The sequence below is a fragment of the Bartonella sp. AA16NXGY genome (genome assembly GCF_042197325.1).
In the GTDB taxonomy this organism is placed as follows: Bacteria; Pseudomonadota; Alphaproteobacteria; order Rhizobiales; family Rhizobiaceae; genus Bartonella.
Map to the genome: position 1 here is coordinate 1 of NZ_JBHIRR010000015.1, position 22,407 is coordinate 22,407.

The 22,407-nt window shown below is 36.4% G+C and carries 13 protein-coding genes and 1 rRNA gene; 9 read left to right on the forward strand and 5 right to left on the reverse strand.

Annotated features, from left to right (window positions below; genetic code table 11):
• The first annotated feature begins 18 nt into the window (after positions 1-18).
• Complete coding sequence (locus ACFINK_RS07615) at positions 19-411, forward strand: helix-turn-helix domain-containing protein (RefSeq protein ID WP_375611592.1); 393 nt, start codon at positions 19-21, stop codon at positions 409-411.
• A gap of 871 nt (positions 412-1,282) precedes the next feature.
• Here the strand turns inward: ACFINK_RS07615 and ACFINK_RS07620 are convergent.
• On the reverse strand, positions 1,283-1,642 hold the full coding sequence (locus ACFINK_RS07620; RefSeq protein WP_375638599.1) for a helix-turn-helix domain-containing protein: 360 nt from the start codon (positions 1,640-1,642) through the stop codon (positions 1,283-1,285).
• A 1,193-nt stretch (positions 1,643-2,835) separates the two neighbouring features.
• Between ACFINK_RS07620 and ACFINK_RS07625 the strand changes: the two genes are divergently transcribed.
• Both ACFINK_RS07625 and ACFINK_RS07630 read left to right on the forward strand, forming a co-directional pair.
• Positions 2,836-3,681: a TIGR01459 family HAD-type hydrolase gene (locus tag ACFINK_RS07625; protein ID WP_375612197.1), complete on the forward strand. Its 846-nt coding sequence runs from the start codon at positions 2,836-2,838 to the stop codon at positions 3,679-3,681.
• On the forward strand, positions 3,681-4,682 hold the full coding sequence (locus tag ACFINK_RS07630) for a bifunctional riboflavin kinase/FAD synthetase (protein WP_375638600.1): 1,002 nt from the start codon (positions 3,681-3,683) through the stop codon (positions 4,680-4,682). Before ACFINK_RS07625 ends, ACFINK_RS07630 begins: the two co-directional genes overlap by 1 nt.
• 2,108 nt (positions 4,683-6,790) lie before the next feature.
• Here the strand turns inward: ACFINK_RS07630 and ACFINK_RS07635 are convergent.
• Complete coding sequence (locus ACFINK_RS07635) at positions 6,791-7,120, reverse strand: protein tyrosine phosphatase family protein (RefSeq protein WP_375638602.1); 330 nt, start codon at positions 7,118-7,120, stop codon at positions 6,791-6,793.
• A 989-nt stretch (positions 7,121-8,109) separates the two neighbouring features.
• Between ACFINK_RS07635 and parA the strand changes: the two genes are divergently transcribed.
• The 6 genes from parA to ACFINK_RS07665 all read left to right on the forward strand — a co-directional run bounded on the left by parA (position 8,110) and on the right by ACFINK_RS07665 (position 15,283).
• Positions 8,110-8,739 (forward strand): ParA family partition ATPase, encoded by a 630-nt coding sequence (parA, locus tag ACFINK_RS07640; protein WP_375613562.1) that lies wholly within the window; start codon positions 8,110-8,112, stop codon positions 8,737-8,739.
• On the forward strand, positions 8,736-8,966 hold the full coding sequence (locus tag ACFINK_RS07645) for a plasmid partition protein ParG (RefSeq protein WP_375613561.1): 231 nt from the start codon (positions 8,736-8,738) through the stop codon (positions 8,964-8,966). The genes parA and ACFINK_RS07645 overlap by 4 nt, the downstream gene beginning before the upstream one ends.
• A gap of 1,088 nt (positions 8,967-10,054) precedes the next feature.
• The gene (locus ACFINK_RS07650) at positions 10,055-10,342 is read left to right on the forward strand and encodes an EexN family lipoprotein (protein ID WP_375638604.1); all 288 of its coding nucleotides are present in this window, start codon (positions 10,055-10,057) and stop codon (positions 10,340-10,342) included.
• A gap of 189 nt (positions 10,343-10,531) precedes the next feature.
• Positions 10,532-10,801, forward strand: coding sequence for an EexN family lipoprotein (locus tag ACFINK_RS07655; protein ID WP_375638605.1), 270 nt, complete (start codon positions 10,532-10,534; stop codon positions 10,799-10,801).
• 3 nt (positions 10,802-10,804) lie between these two features.
• The gene (locus ACFINK_RS07660; RefSeq protein WP_375612202.1) at positions 10,805-11,023 is read left to right on the forward strand and encodes an EexN family lipoprotein; all 219 of its coding nucleotides are present in this window, start codon (positions 10,805-10,807) and stop codon (positions 11,021-11,023) included.
• A gap of 3,855 nt (positions 11,024-14,878) precedes the next feature.
• A complete protein-coding gene (locus tag ACFINK_RS07665) occupies positions 14,879-15,283 on the forward strand; it encodes a flagellar protein FlgN (RefSeq protein ID WP_273790974.1) in 405 nt (134 codons plus the stop codon).
• A 405-nt stretch (positions 15,284-15,688) separates the two neighbouring features.
• Here the strand turns inward: ACFINK_RS07665 and rrf are convergent.
• The 3 genes from rrf to ACFINK_RS07680 all read right to left on the reverse strand — a co-directional run bounded on the left by rrf (position 15,689) and on the right by ACFINK_RS07680 (position 22,404).
• Positions 15,689-15,803: ribosomal RNA gene (gene rrf, locus ACFINK_RS07670) — 5S ribosomal RNA — on the reverse strand.
• A gap of 1,351 nt (positions 15,804-17,154) precedes the next feature.
• On the reverse strand, positions 17,155-20,295 hold the full coding sequence (locus ACFINK_RS07675; protein ID WP_375638607.1) for an autotransporter outer membrane beta-barrel domain-containing protein: 3,141 nt from the start codon (positions 20,293-20,295) through the stop codon (positions 17,155-17,157).
• Between the two features lie 135 nt (positions 20,296-20,430).
• Positions 20,431-22,404: an autotransporter outer membrane beta-barrel domain-containing protein gene (locus ACFINK_RS07680; protein ID WP_375638609.1), complete on the reverse strand. Its 1,974-nt coding sequence runs from the start codon at positions 22,402-22,404 to the stop codon at positions 20,431-20,433.
• Between the last annotated feature and the right edge of the window lie 3 nt (positions 22,405-22,407).

A 22,407-nucleotide genomic window follows, 5' to 3' on the forward strand; every position in this document is an offset into this window, starting at 1 on the left:
TCTAATAGGACTTTTTATATGGTTACATCTTTTGGTAAAATTTTACGGAAACTTCGCATTGATCACTCCGAACGCCTCTTAGATATGGCTAAGAAATTAGACATATCTGTATCATTTTTATCTGCTGTAGAAATTGGCAAAAAATCTGTTCCTGTAGGACTGGAGGAAAAGATAATTGAACTCTATGCTTTAGATCAAGAGGTAGCAGAAATTTTGAGAAGAGAATCGGATGCTTGTCGCAAAAGTTTTACAATCAAGACTTCTGATCCGTTGAGGCGTAAAACTGTTGGCATGTTTTTTAGAACTTTAAAAGATTTTTCACAAGAGGATTTAGAAGCATTCAAAACATTATTAGAGATGATTAGCGAAGCGCAAAGAAAAGAAAATGCTACTGTTGTAGACAAATGTTAGAAAATCCTATTCCCTAACTTTTATTTACGCGTCCCTCACAGTAAAAAAGCTGTATAAATACAGCAAGTTATTTTTACATAAAACTTACATGTTATCCGTAAAGGGTATAAGGGTAAATCCATTGAGCCCCCCATCTTTACGCTTCATAACGGAGTAAGCCTTGCACCATCACACAGTTTGTCAGCTTGTGGGTGTTGCTTACAGCTCTTGGTAATTGAGACAGTTCGTTTGAGGCATTTTTAATTCTTACTTAATAGTTTTTATCCATACGCCTCTTCCCACTTGTAACCTGCAAGAGATATAATTTTGGTTGATTCAACATGGAACAAGTCTGAAATGAAAGAATCTTACGATATTCTGGATTCTCATTCAACATGTAAAATAATAAATTGTCTTTATAAATCAATGTTTTGCCTTATGATAGAGTTGGTGTAGCATTGAGATTTTAGAGGGAAAATATGCCTTTAAGACTCTATAACAGATACTAAGTCTTTAATAGCAGGTATATTAAATGTACATCATTTAAAATAAATAGAGCGTCCATAGCGAAAAGGGGGCCACTCTTTAAATACAGATAAATACTTATTCTGTTGTGCTGTAAAACGCTATTGTTTGCGGGTGTGGTGATATAAGACATAAAACTTTATACATGGGGTATTTTGATAAGAGAGTGTGATGAATATTCAAGGGAGGGCTTGTTTATATAATTTTGTGAAAGGAACCATATGAAATGGGAAGCTGAGAAGGAGCTATTTTTGAAAAGGCGGATCGTTTATCAACCGGTTTGAGGAGGGGGGGCATCCTTTTGGGGTGTGGAGAGAAAGACAAGAATAGGGTGTGTAGCACTTTATAGCTATGCTTTTAAAGCGTTTTAATTTTGATCACAAATTAAGTTTAAAATCGCTTTCTGCTTGACAGATGTGAGGACTCTAAAACTTTTTAAAAGCAAATATTCCTCTTTGCTCGAGGCGATTTCATCATAATGGTACGGGGCGTTGTCTTTTTTGATGATATCAGTGTAAAAAAAGGCAAGTGGAACATTCAAAATATCGGAAGTTTCCTTTAAACGTTCTGCGCTCACGCGATTTAAGCCTTTTTCATACTTTTGGATTTGTTGAAAAGTGACACCTAAATGATGCCCTAATGTTTTTTGAGACATTTTTAGCACTTTTCGCCTAAAGCGAATTTTTTTGCCTACAAAAAGATCAATATTAAGATTTTGAGCTTGCATTTTCCTCCTCCAGGTGCGAGCGCCCTCGCATTGGTATTCCGGGAGCTTGAAAACACTGAACCCTAGTCAGCATTTTGCTTTTAGTGCTTGGAGCACCTGGACATAGCAAAATCTCCCGGAATTCCGGGATACCCACATAGTGGGTTTATTTTTACGCTAGGGTTTCGGGTTTTCAAGACCCCTTTTGATCGTTGCGTATGCGATCAAAACATTTTTCGATTCATAAAGTAATTTTAGGAGATTGGCAATAAAAATAGTTTTTCTTGAGACGGATAGATTTTTTTAATAGGAGGTTGTTTGCCTTTCAAACTTTTAAGGTTTGCTTACTCAACTCATGACATCAGATATGCATTTTACGAAGGTAAAGCTTGGTTTTTAAGCTCAAGGCACCGCTTACGGTGTTGCTCTTAACCAATAACCAAAATGGCTTGTTTTGATGCGTCTGAGATATCATGATGATAGGGGAAAGCTTTTATGAGTAAAGAGCCCTCATGCAAAATAAACTCAAAACATTATAGATCTTATTGTTGTATATTCACATGTTTGTTTTAGAAGATATTTCTCAATGTTAGCGCCTATTTTACAATGGTGCTTCGTAAAGTATGTAGCGTAAAAGCCTCTATGAATGGGATAAAAGCTATATTGCTATCTTTACTGAAAAAAAGATGCTCGGACGGCACATACTCTCTGCCAGTTCAAAATATTACGACAGTTTTTGCCTTTGAAAGGGAGCCTAAGAGCTATTTTTTCTTTCTTCACGTGTTTTTATCTGTACGCTCTCTGCTTATAATATGTAAGCGAATAGGTTTTGATTGATTCAATATAAACAAATTTGAAATGAGAAAATATATTGGGCTTTCTCATGATGCATGTTTTTAAGAGGGGGATACGTTTATTTTCTCAGTGAAGAATTTGAGTATTTTAGATAAAAAACTCTATCAACGTCGTTGTTGTTAGAATTAAAAATTTTATGAGAAAAATAGCATTGGGGAATGATAAGCTTTTGCTATCAAGCATTTTAGAATTTTGCACAACTTAATGATAACTTAGTTATTTTATCATTTCTTATGATCTCTATAGACGATAAAAAGTTGGGATATGGTTTGAGAAAGCAGATGACACAAGTATTATCTTTCGGTAAGTAGTTTTGAAGTAAAAGACAGCTTTAAATGACAAATAGAGATAGGTGCACCATGAATGAACTTACCCATATTGAGACTATTATAGCGCATTATGATGCTGTTTTTTGTGATGTGTGGGGTGTTGTGCATAACGGTGTGCATGCATTTGAACCAGCGTTGAAGGCGTTGTATAAAATCCGACAAATGGGAAAAACTGTCATTTTATTAACTAATTCTCCTCGGCTACGGGAAGATGTTGCTGCTCAATTACAAAGCATGAATGTTCATAGCGACTATTATGATGCCATTATCACTTCAGGGGATGTAACGCGCGATCTCATTCAGACTGCTCCACGTAAAGTTTTTTTCATTGGTTCACAACGTGATTTGGTGCTGTTTGAAGGGTTAGAGTGTGAATTTGTTGAAGAATGGGAGGCTTCTGTTGTCGTCTGTAGCGGTTTTCTTGAAGATTTTGACGAAGAACCCTCTGCTTATGAGGAGATGTTTCGTCGCATGCGGTCGCGGAATTTACCTTTTATTTGTGCGAACCCAGATGTGATTGTCCATTATGGAAATAAAGAATTTTGGTGCGCTGGTGCATTGGCTCGTCTTTATCAACAATTAGGGGGGGAAGTGCGCATTGCTGGAAAACCTCACGCGCCTATTTATGAATGTGCCTTTGAAAAACTTCAAAAAATACGGGGAACAGTAGAAAAAAGTCAAGTTTTAGCTATTGGTGATGGTCTTTTAACGGATATTAAGGGGGCGGCTCACTTTGGTCTTGATGCCCTTTATATTATGGGGGGGATTCATCATTATGATTATACGCAAAAGGGTGTGGTTGATAAGCAAGCTTTGCATTCTTTTCTTGAACATCATGGTTATAAACCACAAGCAATCATGTGGGCACTTCAGTAATGACTAATTTTTTGCGTCTTCAGGGAATTCATATGTTTCCCTCGGCTTGGCGGGGAGCAGTGTTGGCACTTGGAAATTTTGATGGTGTTCATTGTGGGCATCAGGTGGTGTTGCAAAAAGCACTTGATTTCGCGCGTATAAAAAAGAAACCAGCTGTTGTTTTAACTTTTGAACCCCATCCAAGAAGTTTTTTTCAACATTCAGCTCCTGTCTATCGTTTGACAGAGGCAGCTGAAAAAGCTGAAATTTTTAAAACCCTTGGTTTTGACGGCGTGATTGAACAGCCCTTTGATGCACAGTTTGCCGCTCTTTCAGCGGACGAATTTATTAAGTCGTTTTTAAAGGAAGTTTTTGATGTTTCAGTTGTGGTGACAGGCGAAAATTTTCAATTTGGTCATCAGAAAAGTGGAAATGTACATCTTCTTTGCCAAAGAGGAGAGAAATATGGATTTGAGGTTGTGCAAGTTCCTTGCGTTGCTCGTCCTCAAGAGTCACAATCTTTGATCATTTCCTCGAGTTTTATTCGGCAACTTCTCTCACAAGGGGAAGTGGACAAAGCAGCCCATTTGTTAGGGTATCACTATCGGATACGCTCCAATATTATTCAAGGTGAAAAACTTGGACGTCTTTTGGGATTTCCTACCGCTAATCAAATGTTGCCTCCCCAAGTTCGTTTGGCTCATGGTGTTTATGCGGTACGTTTGCGTCGTGCGAACGGTGTTTTGTATGATGGTGTTGCAAGCTTTGGTTGTCGTCCAACGGTTGTTAAGGATGGGGCGCCCCTTTTGGAAACCTATTTGTTTGACTTTAACGACGACCTTTATGGGGAAAGCTGTACCGTTTCTTTTTTCCAGTTTTTGCGAGGACAAGAAAAATTTGATGGGCTTGAACCTTTGATTGCGCAAATGCATCGTGATGAAAAAAAAGCAAAAGAAATTTTAAAGACAGTACAACCATTATCAACGTTGGATAGGCTGCTTACTTTTACAAATATGTCCTAAACTGATCTGAAAAAGAGAGAAGAGCCGTAAAAATAGCACTTAAAGTGATTATAATCACAAAGATATATTCCAAAACATCGTGGAATATATGTTTTTTCCGTTGTTGAGAGGGAGAATCGAATATCTGAAGATCTGATTTTGGCATCATTTTTTTCAAAGTTAACGTTATGGTTTTTGTTGTCATTCAAAACTTTACTGCTTGTTTCTTTCTGATCCGTTAAAACTCGTCATAAAAGATGCAGTAAAGAATAAGCAACCAGCCTATTTAGCACTAATAGACGTGAAGAAGGAGAAAGGCTGTTTTTAAAATTTCTTGCGATCTTAAGCTTATAGTTTGATAAAATTTAATTGATGACTTTTTTTATTTAAAAGTTTATTGTTTCTTTTTTTTAATTTGGCTTATTATGTCATTTATGCTGTATCATCGTTTATGATGAGAGTTGGTTCGTGTAACCTTACGCATGTGATATTTTGTATTATGTAATGAATATTTTTAAAAAAGTTTTGTTTGTCGAGTCTTGTGAAGAAGATTAGTGGTCAGCAGCAGTTTTCGTGCTGACCAATCACGTAAACGAGAATGAAGCTGCTGGAAAATGCTTTAAGTTTCGTTTCTCTTGTATATTGTGATGGGGAATGCATATTAAGGAGACTGCGATTGATTGTAGATAAAAGAAATCATTGCGAGAAAGCAGGTGTATTGTTTCAAAATTTCTAATGCTTTTGATGGATAAAGGCACAATTTTGTTGTCGTAACACGTCAATCTTTCAGATTTTCAAGTTAAAAACTATCCATATATTTCCTTTGTCTTTCACAAATGTAACGCCCATAATGAAAAGGAAAGACAGTCTTGTAAGGATATGAAAATACAAAGCCAATAATGTTTTGTTGTTTTTTGATAGAAATATTGGATAAAAGTTAGAACATCTTTCCAATCTATGTTCGGTCTATTCGTGACTGTATCGTATTGTTTTTCTTATAAAACTTTTTCTTTAGTGTTCCTCAACGCGAGCAGTATGTTTGAGACAAAGATTAAAACGCTTTAGTGCTCTCTCTGCTGTTACAGCTTTTGTATACCAGATGGGGAGAGTCTATTGCTATATTCATTTGGATAATCTCTGAAACCGGTTTACAGCCTTATTGGGGAAAAATATGAAGTTATAAAGGGGAAAATCAGTCCAGATGACAGTCTTTTTTAAATTAGGCTTTGCTACTTTCAAAAGGGTTCAGAGCAATATCTCTTAAATCATGAAAATAACAGCTTCAGGCTTTTGTTGTTCTTTGAATAGGATATCACGCCCTACAGGTAAAATAAAATGCTGGAATATCCTTGTTTTGCTAATTTATGCACTTCTTTTAAAGAAATATCTCTCAACGCTTCTCATATTCATTTTCATGATGGCTCTCATGAATGGTATCTTGAAAGCTCCGTTGAGCGCTATCATCTTTATGCCTAATAAAAGAGCAATCCGACACCATCCGTTATATTGACAAGCCTTTAGTGTTGTACAGTCTTGGCTATTTGAGAGCGTTTATGAGAGTTTGTTCTTAACTCGTTTTATTTCACACGAATATTTCTTGCTTGTGACATGCAAGAAACACGCTTTTGATTGATTCACTATAAATAGACTTGAGAGAATCTTACGGTATTAGGATTTATCACTCAACGTGCAAAATAATTAATTGTTATAAATCAATATGTCGCAGTTAATCATAGATTATGGCTTACGGCTTTTTTATAAAATACTCTGCATGCCGTTTATTCGGAATATGGGTTTTCTTAGTGGTTTTACTGTCGTTTTAGGTGTCTGTGGCGTACGAATGAGCTCGTATTGGTAAAGGAAGAGAAAAAGAAGGTGGAGCAGTGATAAAAGGTGAGGTGAAAATAATTTTCTTCGATCATCATATGAATTTTCACGCATTTTTATGGCTTCGGGTGTGTATGCTTGTTGTATATTGAGGAGCAAAGCTTGCTTGTAGAGTTTTATGAAGTGGCAAGCCAAAGGAAAGGCGCAAAACAAAGATTATTGACAGATTGTTTTTTACAAATCGATGCGTATTTAAGAATTTTCGTCTTTTAAGGTGCGTAGGAAATGTGCGAACCCTCTGTTTAAAGACGCGCTAAACGATAAAGATGCAGCGAGCGTGATCCGTGATGACAATAGGCAAGAAGAGGCAGAGAGGCTGTTTTTAAAATTGTTTGCATGGCTTCAACAGCTGACTTTTCTATAGTTGGAGGAGAAATGGGAATGTGATAGGCTTTTATGCCATATTCATTTGCGACCGTTTTAATGCTAGAAAAGTCAGGTTGATGGAGCTCTTCGTGATCGGGGCGGTTACAGATAATTGTTTTAAAACCAGCTTGTGCCAATGTTTTGATATTTTCTATGCTAAGTTGGGTGCTGATAAAAATATCAGGTTCAATTTGTTGTAAATTCATTTTTGTTTATTCCCAATTGCACGATCTTCACGATACCCTCTGGTCTGGTATATAGAAAGAACATAATGAAGGTAAGTTTTTCAGTGGCATCTTAACAAAAATATTCTTTTTGTCGAGAAGATCTATTTGGGAAAAATGAGCTGTAAGATGCAAAATATCTCACTCCGCAACATGTTCGTTATGCGATCTTATAAAAGACGGATGTTTGGTCTTTATGGATAATCTATAGTGTTTACTCAGCATAGACATTTCATTGTGTTGTTTGTTTACGCGCTTGTTAGAGGTACCCTTATTTCTCTTAAGCCCATTTTACTCTGTCGAGCGTCAAAGAGTATAAAATTCATGGATCACCACCCTTTTTACGCTTATGAAGAAGGAAGTCGGTACCATTGTTATATTTGCCAACCTCCAATATTGTAATAGTTCTTGGTACTGGAGATTCTGCATAAGAAGCATTTTAAATCCTTTCTTGTACAGTTTTTACCGCCAGCCCTGATTGTACGTACAAGAGATATGATTTTGATTAATTTAATATAAGAGGCATGAAATGAGAGAATCTTCCTGATTTCAGCTCTCTCATTCAACGCGTAAAACAATGAATTCTCCTTATAGTTTGTTGTATATTCAGAGTGGAGCTTGTTTGTAGAGTTGTATTAAGTGGATAGCATGAAGGGAGAAGCCCAAAAGGCCGGCGCAAAATAAGAAGCTGGATCATTTACAGCGCATTGTTTACAGATCGACATGGATTTAAGAATCTTCGTTTTAGGGAGGGGGAAGAAGAGCATGCCTCTTTTAAATTTATTTTGTTATTTTCAAGAATATCATCTTCATAATGTTTTGCTCATGTTAAAGAATATTATAAAAAATTGCGGGCTATTGTTATTTATCCTGAAAATGGGAGAAATGGTTATTTTGCACGTATTGGATGCTTGTTTCTTTTATTACTTTCAGTATAATCGTAAAAACGATAATACTGAAAGGCGTAATGGATGATCATTGGACTTTTGAATCAAAAGGGAGGTGTCGGAAAAACGACGTTGAGTGTTAATCTTGCTGCCAGTTTTGCACGTACTGGTACACGGGTATTGCTTATTGATGTTGACCCACAGGGAAGCGCATTGGATTGGGCTGCTGTACGTGAAGATGCTCCTTTGTTTTCAGTTATTGGTTTACCGCGTGCAACGGTTCACAAAGAGATTACACAGATTGGTCATGGTTATGATCATATTATTATCGATGGTCCTCCGCGTGTGACGGATCTTGCTCGTAGTGCTCTTATGGCTTCGGATTTGGTGCTTATCCCTGTTTTGCCTAGTCCCTATGATATTTGGGCAGCGGATGGAATTGTAAAGCTGATTGATGAAGCACGCGTTTATAAAGAGAATCTCAAATCTGCTTTTGTTATTAATCGTAAAATCGTCAATACAGCGATAGGGCGCGATGTGAACGAAGCTCTTGGCATATACCCTGTGCATGTTCTTTCTTCTAGTGTTGCGCAGCGCGTGATTTTTGCAGAAGCAGCAGCACAGGGGAAGGCCGTTTATGAAGTTGATAAGCAAGGACCCGCAGCGGCAGAGATTGAAGCGGTTGCAGCGGAAATCAAGGAGTTAGCACGATGAGTAAAAAAATTAAAATTGGCACAAAACCAACCAATAAATCAATTCCTTTAACAGCGGATGCATGGATAGGAAGCCACAAAGGGAGCATGAGTGGAGGTATGAAACGCCTCACGATTGATATACCAGAAAGTTTGCATCGGTTGATTAAGGTCAGTTGTGCAAGTCGTGGAACTAAAATAGCTGATGAGGTCCGCGAATTGCTTTCACAAAAATACGGAAAAGTGTAAAAAATGATACGATAATTTCATTGGTTTGAGTGCTTTTTCTAGAGATGATATCGATTGTTTTTATACGAAGTTAATAATAAAAGTGCTCTTCTTTTTTCACGATGGTTGCTTCATTCAAGTTGTTTTTCATAAGGTTCTGTATCATCGCATGAAAGAGCTATGAGTTTGCGAAAAATTCTCCGTTTCAAACTTTTCCCTATAAATGTGATAATCATCATACTACTTGTGATCTTATCCGCTAGATGAGTAGATAAGTTTATTCTTCCATAAAAATTATCTTGATAATGATTTTAAACATCAGGTTATTTTTTTGTTTATTGTACTTAATACATGCGTAAATAATGTAATTAAGAGTAGCGTTGATTATTTTTTTCTGTTATTCAGCAATCCGTTTTATTAAATTATATTCATGTTTATAAAGGGGGGATAAAAATAAGTAAAATTTACTGATATTGACGCGCTATAATTTTTCCTAATAAACAAAAGAAGTCATTGAGCATATTATAGACAATATTTCTTACATTTATATGATTTTATAGTCTTAAATAGTTAATGCCAGCTGTAATGGTACGCAAGGCAATAGGCTTTTTTCTTCAATTGGAATGTATAAGATTGCTTTTTTAGCATTTCTATTGGCTTTTAAAAAGTGCAGGGGGACTTAAAGCTTTCTTTCTTTTCCGGTGGTTTAGAAATGATAAGAGCGCAATTAGTTGACTAAAAGCTGTATTCTTTCGTTTGCAGGGAATTTGCAATGGGTATAGGCATGACGAATTTGGGGTAAGATATCGTGCTGCTTCTCGTTACCAAGAGGTTCTTGAAGGAAAAGAAATGATTAAAAAGCTTTTTGAGAATGTCAAGATATCAGAATTTTTGCTGAAGTTTTAACACTTCAAATACAAAGAGCTGCCGTGCAGATAATGTTACAAATGCAAGTCTGATAAATGAAAGCGGCTCTCATGATTTAACATGTTTGCGTTGAAAATGTGCGTATTTGCAAAGGAAAATTAGACGCAAGGTCACAATATAGGAGGGGATGTGAATCCAAAGATATTGTTAATAAAATATAAAACAAAGAGAGGGGTTAAATCATGAACAAGATCATTATAACAGTGCTGCTGCTTTGCGTGGGACTTGTCGTTTCTGGTTGTGAAAAAACTTATAGCGTAGCAGAGTTTAAGAAAGATAAAAAATTGATGCAAGAATGGGGAAAGAAATGCGATAAAATGGGCCCCTCTGCTTTTGAAACCAAGAATTGTCAAAATGTCATGCAAGCCGATATGGAACTTTTTCAAGAGCATTATAGAAATCTTGCAAAGGAACTTCGTGAAAGTAGCAAAAAGGGGAATGAAACTGAAAAAAAGCAGGACAACAATTAAATCATAAAAAATATATTGATAGCGGTATTTTTCTTTGTACGCGATTTATCATCATAGGTTCGGAAAAATCGCGTACAGAAGTAGATTTTTAAATTTTTGAAAATGCACAATGAACCGAATGTACAATTTTAATCGGGTGCTAAATTGTGTCCTAAACTTTGTAAATTTGAAAAAAGGGGAATTTTATTGATGAATAAAGCCATTATTACAGCATTGCTGGTTTGTACTGGACTTGTCGTTGCTGGTTGTGAAAAAACTTATAGCGTAGCGGAATTTAAGAAGGATCCCAAATTACTCGAGCAATGGGCAATGAAATGCATGATATCAGAGGATTTAGATTCTCAAAATTGTAAAAACGCAGATAAAGCGTATCGTGAAGTTCATGCCCGAGATTGGCCTGGTTCAAGCTTTGTACATGATGACGAGAAAAAAACTGAAGATAAAAAGGAAGGGAATTAAATCATGAATAAAGTTATTATTACAGCATTGCTGCTTTGTACTGGACTTGTCGTTGCTGGTTGCGAAAAAAACTACAGCGTAGCGGAATTTAAGAAAGATAAAATATTACTCGAAGAGTGGGCAAAAAAATGTGAAAAGCTGGATCAATCTTCTATAGAGAAATCTAAAAATTGCCAACATGCCAGACAAGCATATATGGAACTTATGTTTGGCATTAATTAAAAACATACAGTTCAATAAATAAGGAATTGTTTAGTTCTTGATTCTATTGCGTTTTTAGGCTCTCTCTAACTTTTAGAGAGTCTTTTTATGGCTTCAAGAATTAGTTGTTTACGATCAGTACTCTTTGTGTAAACGTATGCTATACTGTCATTTGTTCAGCCCAAAAGTGCTTTTAATTGTAGATAGTATTGCCTCCCAATGAGTTGTTACGTGTTACTGCTAATTTTTTAATGTTTTGGTTACATGTATTTAAAATATGAGATTAAATCTATCTTTGGGGTGTTTTTTTGCCTTTATCACAAATAAATGTTTCATCACACTAAGATCGTCTTTAAGTGTTGCGGCTAATTTCGGAAAAATTAGGAGGAAACATTTGTTCGGAAATTACTTTCTCTGTTTTAATAAAGAGAAAAACATTCTGAATAGAATTATTATCGTTTCATACTCAAATGTTTTTCTCAAACTATTTTTAAAAAATTTCTTTTGGTTTGAGAATATTATAACATTAGTTAAGTTGTGAGACAGTTTTGCTAGGACGGTTTTGCTGGATGTGTGAGGAATTGAGCGCTCTCCACATCTTTTCATTTTTCTCCTCTCTCTTTTCTGAGTTTACAAGGGTTTTCCTTGTTATTTTTTTATCTTAATTGTGTTGTGATATTATCATGTTGAGCGGTGGAGCGCATATAAAACTTTACGTATGAGGTGTTTTTTGTTCTCGAGTGTGTGATGAATGTTTTTCTGAATAACACTTTGATTTATAAAAATAATTTAATTATTATTATGTTGAATAAGGATCTCGAATAACGTAAGCTTCTCTTATTCCAAATCTGTTCTCGGTTGAATTAATTAAAACCATCTTCTTGCATGGTACAAGCGGGGAGAGCCGTGTGGATAAAAACTGTTGAAGAAAGACGTAAAAATGCCTCTTATAAATTATCTCAAGTGCTAAAGGTTTGTTGGCAACATTTGGGGCTGAAAAAGTGTGTGATGCTGCTGGTTTATTCTCTCATAAGGGTAAAGATGGTGTTCAATAGATTATCATAAGCTTCATGAAATATTATTCTTTAGAATTGTGATATGCCCTGAAGGGGAAATTTACTCAATAAAGAGACAAATTATTTACAGATCATATCTGATAGAAAATTTCGTTTTTTAAGGTGGGAGTGAAGTTGAGATTCAAGATAGCGTGAAAAGACGGACACTGATGGTTAAAAATGCATACAAAAAGCAGAGTTTATACTCAAATAGTTGCAAGCGATGTTTGAAATTGGGTGTGTGGTTTATCTGTAGAATTAAAATTTTGCTTTGCTCTTATGTGAAATTAAGATGCTCATTTGCACAGATTATAAAAAGCCAAAAGAGTATGCTTAGTATATTTCTATTACGAGAACTAAAATAACAACAAAAGCATTGATGGTGATAATCAAGGTTGAATAAAGCATAGCGGCTTTTACGAGATCAGCCATAAAAACCTCTTTCTGTTCTTTTTGAGGTGATTTTATGAATAACAATATGTTACAATCTGTAATATATGCTGATACAACATATTCGGCAAGCTTAAAATCGTTCCTTTTTTTATAAAAGCTTAAGGAGTTGGAGTATTGTGAATCCTAAAAAAGAAAGCTTTAAAAGGACTATTGATTGATTTTGTAAGTTTTGTGTTGCTGGAAACTTTTTTTATCCTGTTATGCTATAAAGCACTGTCATTTATAACGGTAATATAAGACATATAAGTTTTCTTGGAACGTTTAAGTATTTTTTAGTGTACGATGAATATTCGTAGGTTTATTTGTTGAGTCTTTCGTTTAAGTGAAGCAGATGAGGGGAAAGTCAGGAGAAGATCGTTTGACAAAAATTCGGACTGCGTACAAAGCCGATTGAGTTAAGATCTTAGTCCTTTAAGGTGAGCGGCGGAAGATAAAAATGTTTTCTGATCGTTTATCTCATAGCAAGATTGGTTAATGCTGCTCTAATGGGGCATGTTTTGCACAAAAGTAAAGAACGCTCCAAAAGAAATATACTTATGTTGTATATTAGTATATTTGTATTGCATATTTATGTACTTGTTTTAAAGAAATATCTCTTAACGCACACGAAAGACATTTTACGATGACATTCGTAAATGGTATAACGGTAAATGTGAATAGTATAACAGTAAAGCTCTCATGAAATAATATAAACTTTGAATAATATAAAAATCTATAAAATGCTATCATCTTTATACTTATGAAAGAGCAAGTCACAATCATCGTACGCTTGCTTCCAATGTTTATTATAGTTCTTGGCATTTGCTAAGGTTCATAAGAAGTCTTTTTCTTTCAGCGTATTTTATCAACACATCAGGGCGTTGTTTGTGATGTGCAAGCAAGTGATTTTAATTTATTCAACATGGAATAGATTTGAAATGTGATGATTATGAAAGAGAAGAGCTGCATTTAAAAGGTTGAAAACGAGAGAAAGATCGTAAACAAAAATTGTACCTTGATTATAAAATGATTGTTTCTCTGTTTTTATACCAGTAGCACATGTAAAGTCGCGATATTAAGAGCAAACTGTGTTATGGAATGAAATAATCTGTAAGAAGATGCTGTGAAAATTCTGAAAATATCAATGGGGGGAGCGTTAAGCATTATGCATTGGATAATATTTTGATTTATAGATGATAATCTATCGTTATTCAACTTGAATTAGATTCCTTAATACTGGAAATTTTTTCATTCCAAATCTGTTTCGTGGTGAATTAACCAAAACAACGTCTTTTGCAGTTACAAGCAGGGAGCTCCCATGCGCAGAGAAATTGTACAAGAAAGGCCATGCTTTATGAACCGTCTCAAGTGCCAAGGGTATCAGAACATAAGGGGTTAGAAAAATATGTGATGGTGCTGGCTTGCTTCTTTTATTAAGCGTAAAGATGGAAAGTGCTCAATGGATTTTATACATGTCATGGAAGATTTATCATTATACCATTGATGGGCCGCGGTGCGAAATAGGCTTGGGTGCACTTAAGAGATATTTCTTTAAAACAAGCGCGTAAATATGCGATTGAAGACGTATCGAACTGATTGGCTAAGAAACTCTTGAAAAGGTTCAAAAAATCTTATATAGTTGTTCATTGCAAAGAAAAGCGAATGATAATTTAAAAAAGGAAGATTGATGGCTGTTTAGCTATTTGAAGATGTCTTTTTTTATATTGCTGTATGGCTGATCTGTTCAAAAGAACATTCTTTTTGTGTTTTATGCGAAATACTGCATGTGTGCAGAAAGAGCATGGGAGAGGGGGTGTCCTTTTGAATGGGTGCAAACTGATCTTGTTGGGCGCCATCTTATGGGGCGCTGGAAGGTATACAAGTTTAAGTGCAGAGAGAGCCATAAGGTTATGGAGGGTAAAGTGCTTCTATCAGTAAAATGCTGAAATTTTTGATGGGCTTAAGTCTTTATATGCTGCAAGATAGACTGCGGTTTTTTATCGGCAGATATTTTTGTGGCTGAAGTTCTCGTGAAAGCATTGTTATTTTCTATTGAAGATGAGCTCGTGATAAAATCGGCAAAGATAAAATCGGCAAGGCGAAATAGACAGAGCAAATATGGAAGTTTCGATATTGCTGTAAGGTTTAAGTCTATAGCGTTTTTATGGACTAGTATAGCCGCAATGATGGTTTTGGAGCAAAGCAAGAAAAATATTTGAGAGAACGCGTTGAAAGTTGAAGTGGTATACGCTTTGAAGGATTGTCGTGCTGTTGTTTGAGCAATGTTTGCACCACGAGCTTGGTTGAGTGTATCAGCATTGAAGAGAACCTGTTTAGTCTCCCTCATTTGAAAGTAAGATTGAACAATAGTGTTGAAGGGGAAGTAAAAATGTCTGTAGTGCAATATGGTGATGATAGTTTTGCGGCAAAAGCAAAAGTTCTTGATAACAACCTTATTGATCGTGATTGGGCGATGACAAAATTTGTTGCTGCTGTTAAAGGATTAGCTCAAGTTGTTGATTATGAAAGCAATATGCTAGAGAGCAGTGGTGTTCCAGATTACGAAGAAATAAATTTGCGTAAAATACGTGGTTTGCGTGATCTTAATAAATCCATGAGTGATGTGAAGCGCTATATGAATCAAGATATTGAGCATGAGGTTGAAAGTTTGTTGTCTGATTTACAAGAAAAATTACAGCGTAATAGTGAATTACTTCAAACACATTTAAATGCAGTTAATGATCTTTCTAGAGCTATACAACTATCTGGACGTGCAAAAGAAATAGAGGAATGATCAAATCTGCTTAATACGGGCTGTTCTAAGTCATGACAATGATTAGGTAGGGCAGTTGATTTGGATAAATAGTGCGTTTAGTGAGTAGACGTGTTTTAAGTGCATTTTGGTATTTAAATTATTATCCTGATGTACTGTAAAACGCTGTTCTTAAAACAATGTCTTTTAAGGTGTCGTGATGTGAACCGCATGCGGTGAGAAGCTGGCTAGAAGAGAATTCAGAGAAGGCGGATTATTTACAGAGAATTGTTTGCAGACTAAGTCAGTAGGGAGCTTCATTTTTTAGTTTAGGGAGAGGCGCGATCAAGAGAATATTTAGACCAGCCTGTGATGCCTTAAAAACAGCTTCCTTGGGGCTGTGGTAATGTAAGGTTTATAATTGAGTCTTTTGCTTGCATTTAGCAGATCTGGCGGCGACTTACTCTTCCTTGCTTTAAGGCAAAGTACTATCAGCGCTGGAGTGTTTCACGGCCGAGTTCGGGATGGGATCTGGTGCGTTCACTCCGCCATAACCACCAAGTCAGCAAAAAGCATGAATGATGAAGAGTATGTGATGAATATTGCCTATAAGCTTCATGGAAATATTGTCCTTTAAAGTGTGGTGATATGACGCGGTTCGTTGTTTAAATCTATATGCTTGAGATAAAAATTAAAGCGGTTTATTATTTCCTTCTGCTGTTTTTAGTTTTTGTATGTCAGATTGGAGAGAGCATCCAGATCTGAGTGGATATAGTGCGTATATCTTTGTTGGCGTAATATTTGAAATGGGGAGGCAATCTCATTGGGAAAGAATAAAGAGGTAGAAATCAGCTTCCCTCTGTTCCGCCGTTCTTTAATTTAGCTTTATGTCTTTCAAAAGTATCTAAAGCACTATCTGTTAAATAATGAAGATTCCGCATTGTTTCACGCTTTTTTTATTGTGTTTTTTACTGCGGGCATGTCCTTCATGCACGACAAAATACTCAAAATAGAATGGATTTGTTATTCCTAATTCACGGCCTTGTTTTAAAGAGATATCTAAGCTCTCAAGTCTATTTCGTGATGGTGTTTGTGGGGCGGCGCAACGACATCTTTGATGCAACGGTGCTTGTGAATGGTATAATAAGAAAGTTCCCATGGAAATAATATAAAATCTATAGGGCGCGACCATCTTTATGCTTAATAAAAGAGCAAGTTGATATTGTTATATTTTTCAACACTGTCATATTCTTTGTTTGATCCCAATGTTGCTACAGCCCTTGGCACTTGAGATAGTTCATTAGAGGCATTTTTAATCCTTTCTTAATAGTTTTTTATCCCTATGGCTCTTCCCCCTTGTCACTTGTAAGAGATATGGTTTTTGTTGATTCAACATGGAACAGGTCTAAAATGAAAGAATCTGACGATATTCTGGATTCTCATTTAACATGGAAAACAATTAATTGTCTTTATAAATCAATATCTTGTCTTATAATGGAGCTGCTGTAGCATTGAGATTTTAGAGGAAAAACTTGCCTTTAAGAATTTATACCAGATACTAGTCTTTATAGCAGGTATATTAAATGTACATCATCTAAAATAAATGGAGCGTCCACAGCGAAGAAGGGGCTGACTTTTTTTAAATCGGCATAAATGCTTATTCTGTTGTGCTGTAAAAACATCATCGCTTGAGGTGTGGTGATAATATAAGACATAAAATTTTATGCATGGGGTATTTTGATGAGAGAATGTTATGGTATTTAGTTTTTTATTCAATATGCAAAAGAAATATTATAAGTCAAAATCTTCTTTGATGTGATAATGATTTTTGAGAATTAAAAAATATATAAATTTAAATAAAAAAGCAGCACTTTGTGCTGCCTTTTTTATTTAAGTTAAAATTAACTTCTGCTTTAGAAACGATAACGTATCCCGCCAGAAAAATTGGTGCCAGATACACCGGCTTTTTGCAGTTTTTGCCGATAGCTGATATCGGCGTTTAGTACGATATTTTGAGAAAGATATGCATTCACCCCCATGCCTCCCTCAACTGAAGAGCCGGTAGGATCAACATGAAAGGTATCAGCAATTTTTATTGTTTTACCATCGCCAAAAGTTCTGATAACATTCATTTTACCATAGAAGGAAACAGCCTTGTTTTCTTCAACAGCCATTATCGTTTTTGTTAAACGTCCACCAAAACGGATCAACCATTGATGTGGATTGCCCATGTCTACTTTTAAGCCATTGGTATCTGAGAAAATATCAAACATGAGATTTTGATAAATGAATTGAGCTTGTGGTTCAAAGACAAGCCCTTTTGTATCGGTTGCTAATTTCTGACCAATGGTTGCAGATATATTAAGCATCTCGGTACCATCTAATTTTGCGGCATTCCCAACAAGAGCTGTGGTAATATTTCCTTTTAAGGTTCCGTAAGAAAGAAGAGCGTTGACATATATACCATTGCTATGCTGGATGCCGCTATAAGCGGTAAGTGACCATTTATCAAGCGTTGTCTTTTCAGAATCTTGCATCTCTTTTGGCGTAAAGGCAAGCTTTCCGTACGTTCCTAAAAGACCAAAATATGCGCTTATGTCTTTGCTTTCTAAGGCGGCTAATATGCCTCCTAATTGTAAGGCAGTATAGTTTACATCAGCACCATAACCATAGTGCAGTGGATCGCGGTTGGAAGATAGGGTGACCTTCTCGCCGTAGGAAGAGAAAAAGATACCATTCTTTTTATTGTCTTTTGCCCCAAATACTGTTGTTTGCATATTGTCTAACAACGTGTTTTGATTGTTTACATCAGTAAATCCAGCAGAAAATAAAGTATTAGATATGGTTAAATAGTTTGCTACCTGTGGTAAAAGGGCCCGAACTTTTTTGTCTTTATCAATGTAGGCATTCTGTAAGCGGAAATCCCAGAAATCACTATTCTTCTTGCCAAAAAGATTTTGGCTCTCATGAGATGTTCCAGGCTTATAGCCTGTGAGTACATATTTATAAGGTTGTTTCCCTATTGTCATATAGTTTCCTGCTAACGTGAAGGAATTTTCGTTTGCTTGTCCGGAAACTTGAATGATTGAAATCCCATGTGTCCCTAAAGGAAGAGAAGCCATCTTCTCTTCCCAAACAGCAGAGCTATCGGTTTGGAGATTGATGTGAACAACAGTACTTCCTGAGACATCACCATTAATCACAATGCGATCAGTTTGTTGTTCCGTGATAGGAGAATGTTTATCCCATTGAGTGTTTACATAAATCTCTGCAAGACCCGCTGTACTATAAATCGCTGCTGTGTGAGTTGTTTCGTCTTCTTGCGAAAGATTAGGTCCTATAAACAGAGTTTGATAATGTCCCTCAATGGGCTTGTCAAACATAATGGCACTGTTTGTAAGGTGCAATTCAGAAAGATTAGAGTATGATTTTTCATCAACACCAAACTGTCTATAGTCATTTAAAATATTATCATTATTTGTGGCATTTTTATTCGCCTTTACAAGCCATTTCGTCCTCTCTTTTAGATCAAAAACTGTTCTATTATCTTTAGAAGTTCTTACCCGACCTTCTAAAGAAGAGTGGTCTGCAACTAATGTAATGGTGTTTGTGGAGGCACTTTCGTTCTTGATATTTTTTAATAAAATATCGGCATGAACTTCTGAATTTTTAAGGTTGACTTCCCCGTTTACGCCTGTTCCATAAAGGTTGATACCGCTACCATGTTCAACGAAAAGCTTTGTATTCTCTAGGGTTACTTTATCAGCAATATTGGCTACATCTTGTTCTTGAACGGCATTGGTGTTCCTTTCAGCATTGCGTGTATATCGTTTTCTAGGGGCATTATACGGATTGTTGCGGAAAATAATACCGTCTGCTTCATAATTTCCCGTGACATGGACGCTTGAATCCTTAAGTTTGATTGTGCCCTCCATGTTTACCAAACCAGCTGTTTCTGCTGTTACAGTAATGCCTGTAGCATCAATTTCTCCACCATCTGATACGCTTAGTGCAACAAAACGCGCATCAACTGTTCCCCCTATCATGTTGACTTTTGAATTATTTCCCTCTGCATGTACAGCAAAACCATTGTCTTGAATTTTTTTGTTATGTAGCGTTATAATCTTACCGTTTTTAGCTTCAACTCCAGCGCTTATATCCTCAATTTGTGTAGACTTTTCAGGTTGTTTTATTGGTGATATTGGTTTTTCAATCTCTGATTTTTCAGATATTTTTTGTGCAGATGAAGATTGCACTGGCGCTGGTTTTGCAGATTTTGGTGGTACCAGTAATGTTGGTTTTTCAGTTTCTACTCTTAAAGATATTGGCTGTGCGAGTTCTGGTTCATTAGATGTTGGTATTTGCTCTGTTGTTGGTTTTGTAGGTTCCGTTCTTGTAGGTTCAGACTTTGTAAGTGCTGGTTGTAAATTCGGTGAAGGTTGTGTAGGTTCTGGCTGTGAAGACACAGCAGAATTCGATAGTGTTTTTTCGCTGGAAGAGTCTGCAGAAGAGGAGGGCGCCCCTGAACGTCTTCTAGATTTTGCTTCCATTCCTGTTGTTGAAGATTGTATAATAGGAGTGTTTTGTGTTGTAGGGTTAGATTGTACACCTTCTGTAACTTTAGTCTTTGGTGTTTGTGTACTTCCTTGACTAAGATCAGAGTTTTGTTTTGAAGAAGAAATTATATTTCCAGCTGAATTTCCTTCAAGTTGTGTTTTGGGAGGTAGAGTGCTTGTAGAAGTAGGCGTTGTAAGTTTACTTCCTGTAGAAATAGGGCTTGCGCTCGTTCTTGTGGAGCTAGGTGCTGTAGGGGGAAGGAGGCCATTAGGGGTTGAAGATGGATATGATGGCATAACTTGTCCGATTCCATCATATAGATCTTTATACGGATCAAAAACTCCGGATAGATTTATTTGTGACTTGACACGAGCAGGTTGTAGAGAAGAAGAATCTATCGTTGTTGATGGATTTGTACTATGAATAGCATAAGACATACTGGTGAAAGAACAAAACAGAACTCCAGAAACTGTGTATAGTAAGAAGCTTTTTTTCATATGGATGTATTCCTAAAATATTTCTCCCCTCTCTCATAAAAAATAAAACTTTGGCCTCATTATGTCTCTTTTGTAAGAGACAAAACGAAACATAATGAGAGCGCGTTATATTTCAAGATAGGAATACAAGTATTTTTAAAAGTGATAGCGCATTCCAGCGGCAATATTTATTGCAGAGATGCCAGCTTTTTTGAATTTATGTTGATAGCTGATATCACTATGAAGCTCTATATTTTGCGATAAGTGCGCCTGAATACCAAAACCACCTTCAATTAAAGATTCCATAGCAGCAAGCGAAAAGTTTTCACTAAAAGTTTTGATCATGTTCAGTTTTCCGTAGAAGGAAAGGGCATGGCCTTTGTTTTGTGTCAAACGTCCACCAATACGGAACAACCATTGATGAGGTTTGCTTATGTCTATTTTAGAGTTATCGTCATCTGAGAAAGAGCTCTTATCTGATAAAGAACCAAGCATGAGACGTTGATAAACAAGTTGTGCTTGCGGTTCTAGGATTACACCTTCAAAACTGGTTGACAGTTTTTGACCAACAGTTGCAGCGGCTCCTAATGTTTTACTATTCTTCACTTTTGAGGTATGTTTGATGAGAGCTGTAGCGTGATTTTCTTTGAAAATTCCATAAGAGAGAAATGCACTTGCATAGATGCCACTGTCATGCTGAATATTTCCATATGCGGTGAGTGACCATTTATCAAACATATTTTTTTGAAAGCTCTCCTTGTTTTTAGGAGTAAAAGATAATTTCCCATATGTTCCGAAAAGACCAAAGTTGCTGCTGATATTTTGATCTTTTAGCGCTATTAGTGTTGCTCCTGCTTGCAATGCAGCATAGCGAATATCTGCTTGGATACCATCTTGTTTTGCTTGAACCTTAGAAGAAAAGGTGCTTTTATTGCCATAAGAGGATAAGAAAACGCCTCTCTCTGGATGATCTTTGGGCTCAAACATTGTTATTTGCATATTGTCTAACAAGATATTTTGATTGTTGACATCACTAAACCCAACAGCAAACATCGCAATAGGCATGGTTAAAGAACTTTCTCCTTGTGGTGTAAGAGTTGTGCTTTTTGCTGTTCCATCAAGAGAAGTAGAAGCTGCGGTTGCTTTATCATCATCTGTAAGTTTAGAGGTGCTCTCTGTAGCCGCGGTAGCAGTATTCTCAACCTTTGGGAGCAAATTCATATGCGCTTTTGCTGATGTATTAAGAGTTGTTTTTGATTCCGAGGAAGTGGTGTTTGTTTGGGGATCAATATCAGATTGCGAATTTTCATTTATTTTAGGCTGTCTCATTCCATGACCTGTTCTTATGGATGAAGTGTCCGTTGGAGGAGGGGATGTTTTTTCTTTTCTCTCCACGTTGGTTATTCCATCCGCGTTCAAAGTCTCTAATACTGCTTTGCGTAAAGTATTGGAAAGTTCCTTGTTTTGTCCTTGTAAGGCAGTATCCACTTGTGCCGCCTTATGTAATATTTCTGCTGTATTTTGCAGTTTGTGCCAATCACGATTGTCTTGGCTTACCCATTGTTGGTGTGCAGCATTAACACGCTGTTGGTTATCAGCTTCAAGGATTGCTGCCGCCTTTACGGCATCGGAAACTGCTTTGTCGTAGCCACGTAATAAATTTTCTCTTGTTTTTAATCGATTCTGACGTAATTGTTCAAGTTTTGCTCTGGCTTGCATCATGCGGTACGCATCACGATTAAATTGCTCTGACATAGCACGAGCGTATATAGAATCTCTTTCTTTCCGCATTTCCTCTCTATGATCAGGAGTTGCATAACGACCGATCCCTGAGAAATATCTGTTAATTTGAGTTCCTGAATCATCTAATGCTTCTTGAAGTGCTTGATTGAAGTGCGAATTATCCTCCATCATGGCGCCAGAGGCTATCTTTTCAAGATTTTTTTCTGCTTGTGTTGGTGTGTTTATTAAATCAATAGCACGGCGATATTGTTCAGGTAATTTCATAATCCCTTCAATGGCATGGCGTTTCTGGGGGCTTAGAGCAGAGGCGGTGCTGGTAGATGTGAAATTAAAAGAAGAAAAAAATAAAGCACAAGCGGCTGTACATAACAAAAGATTCTTATGCATAGA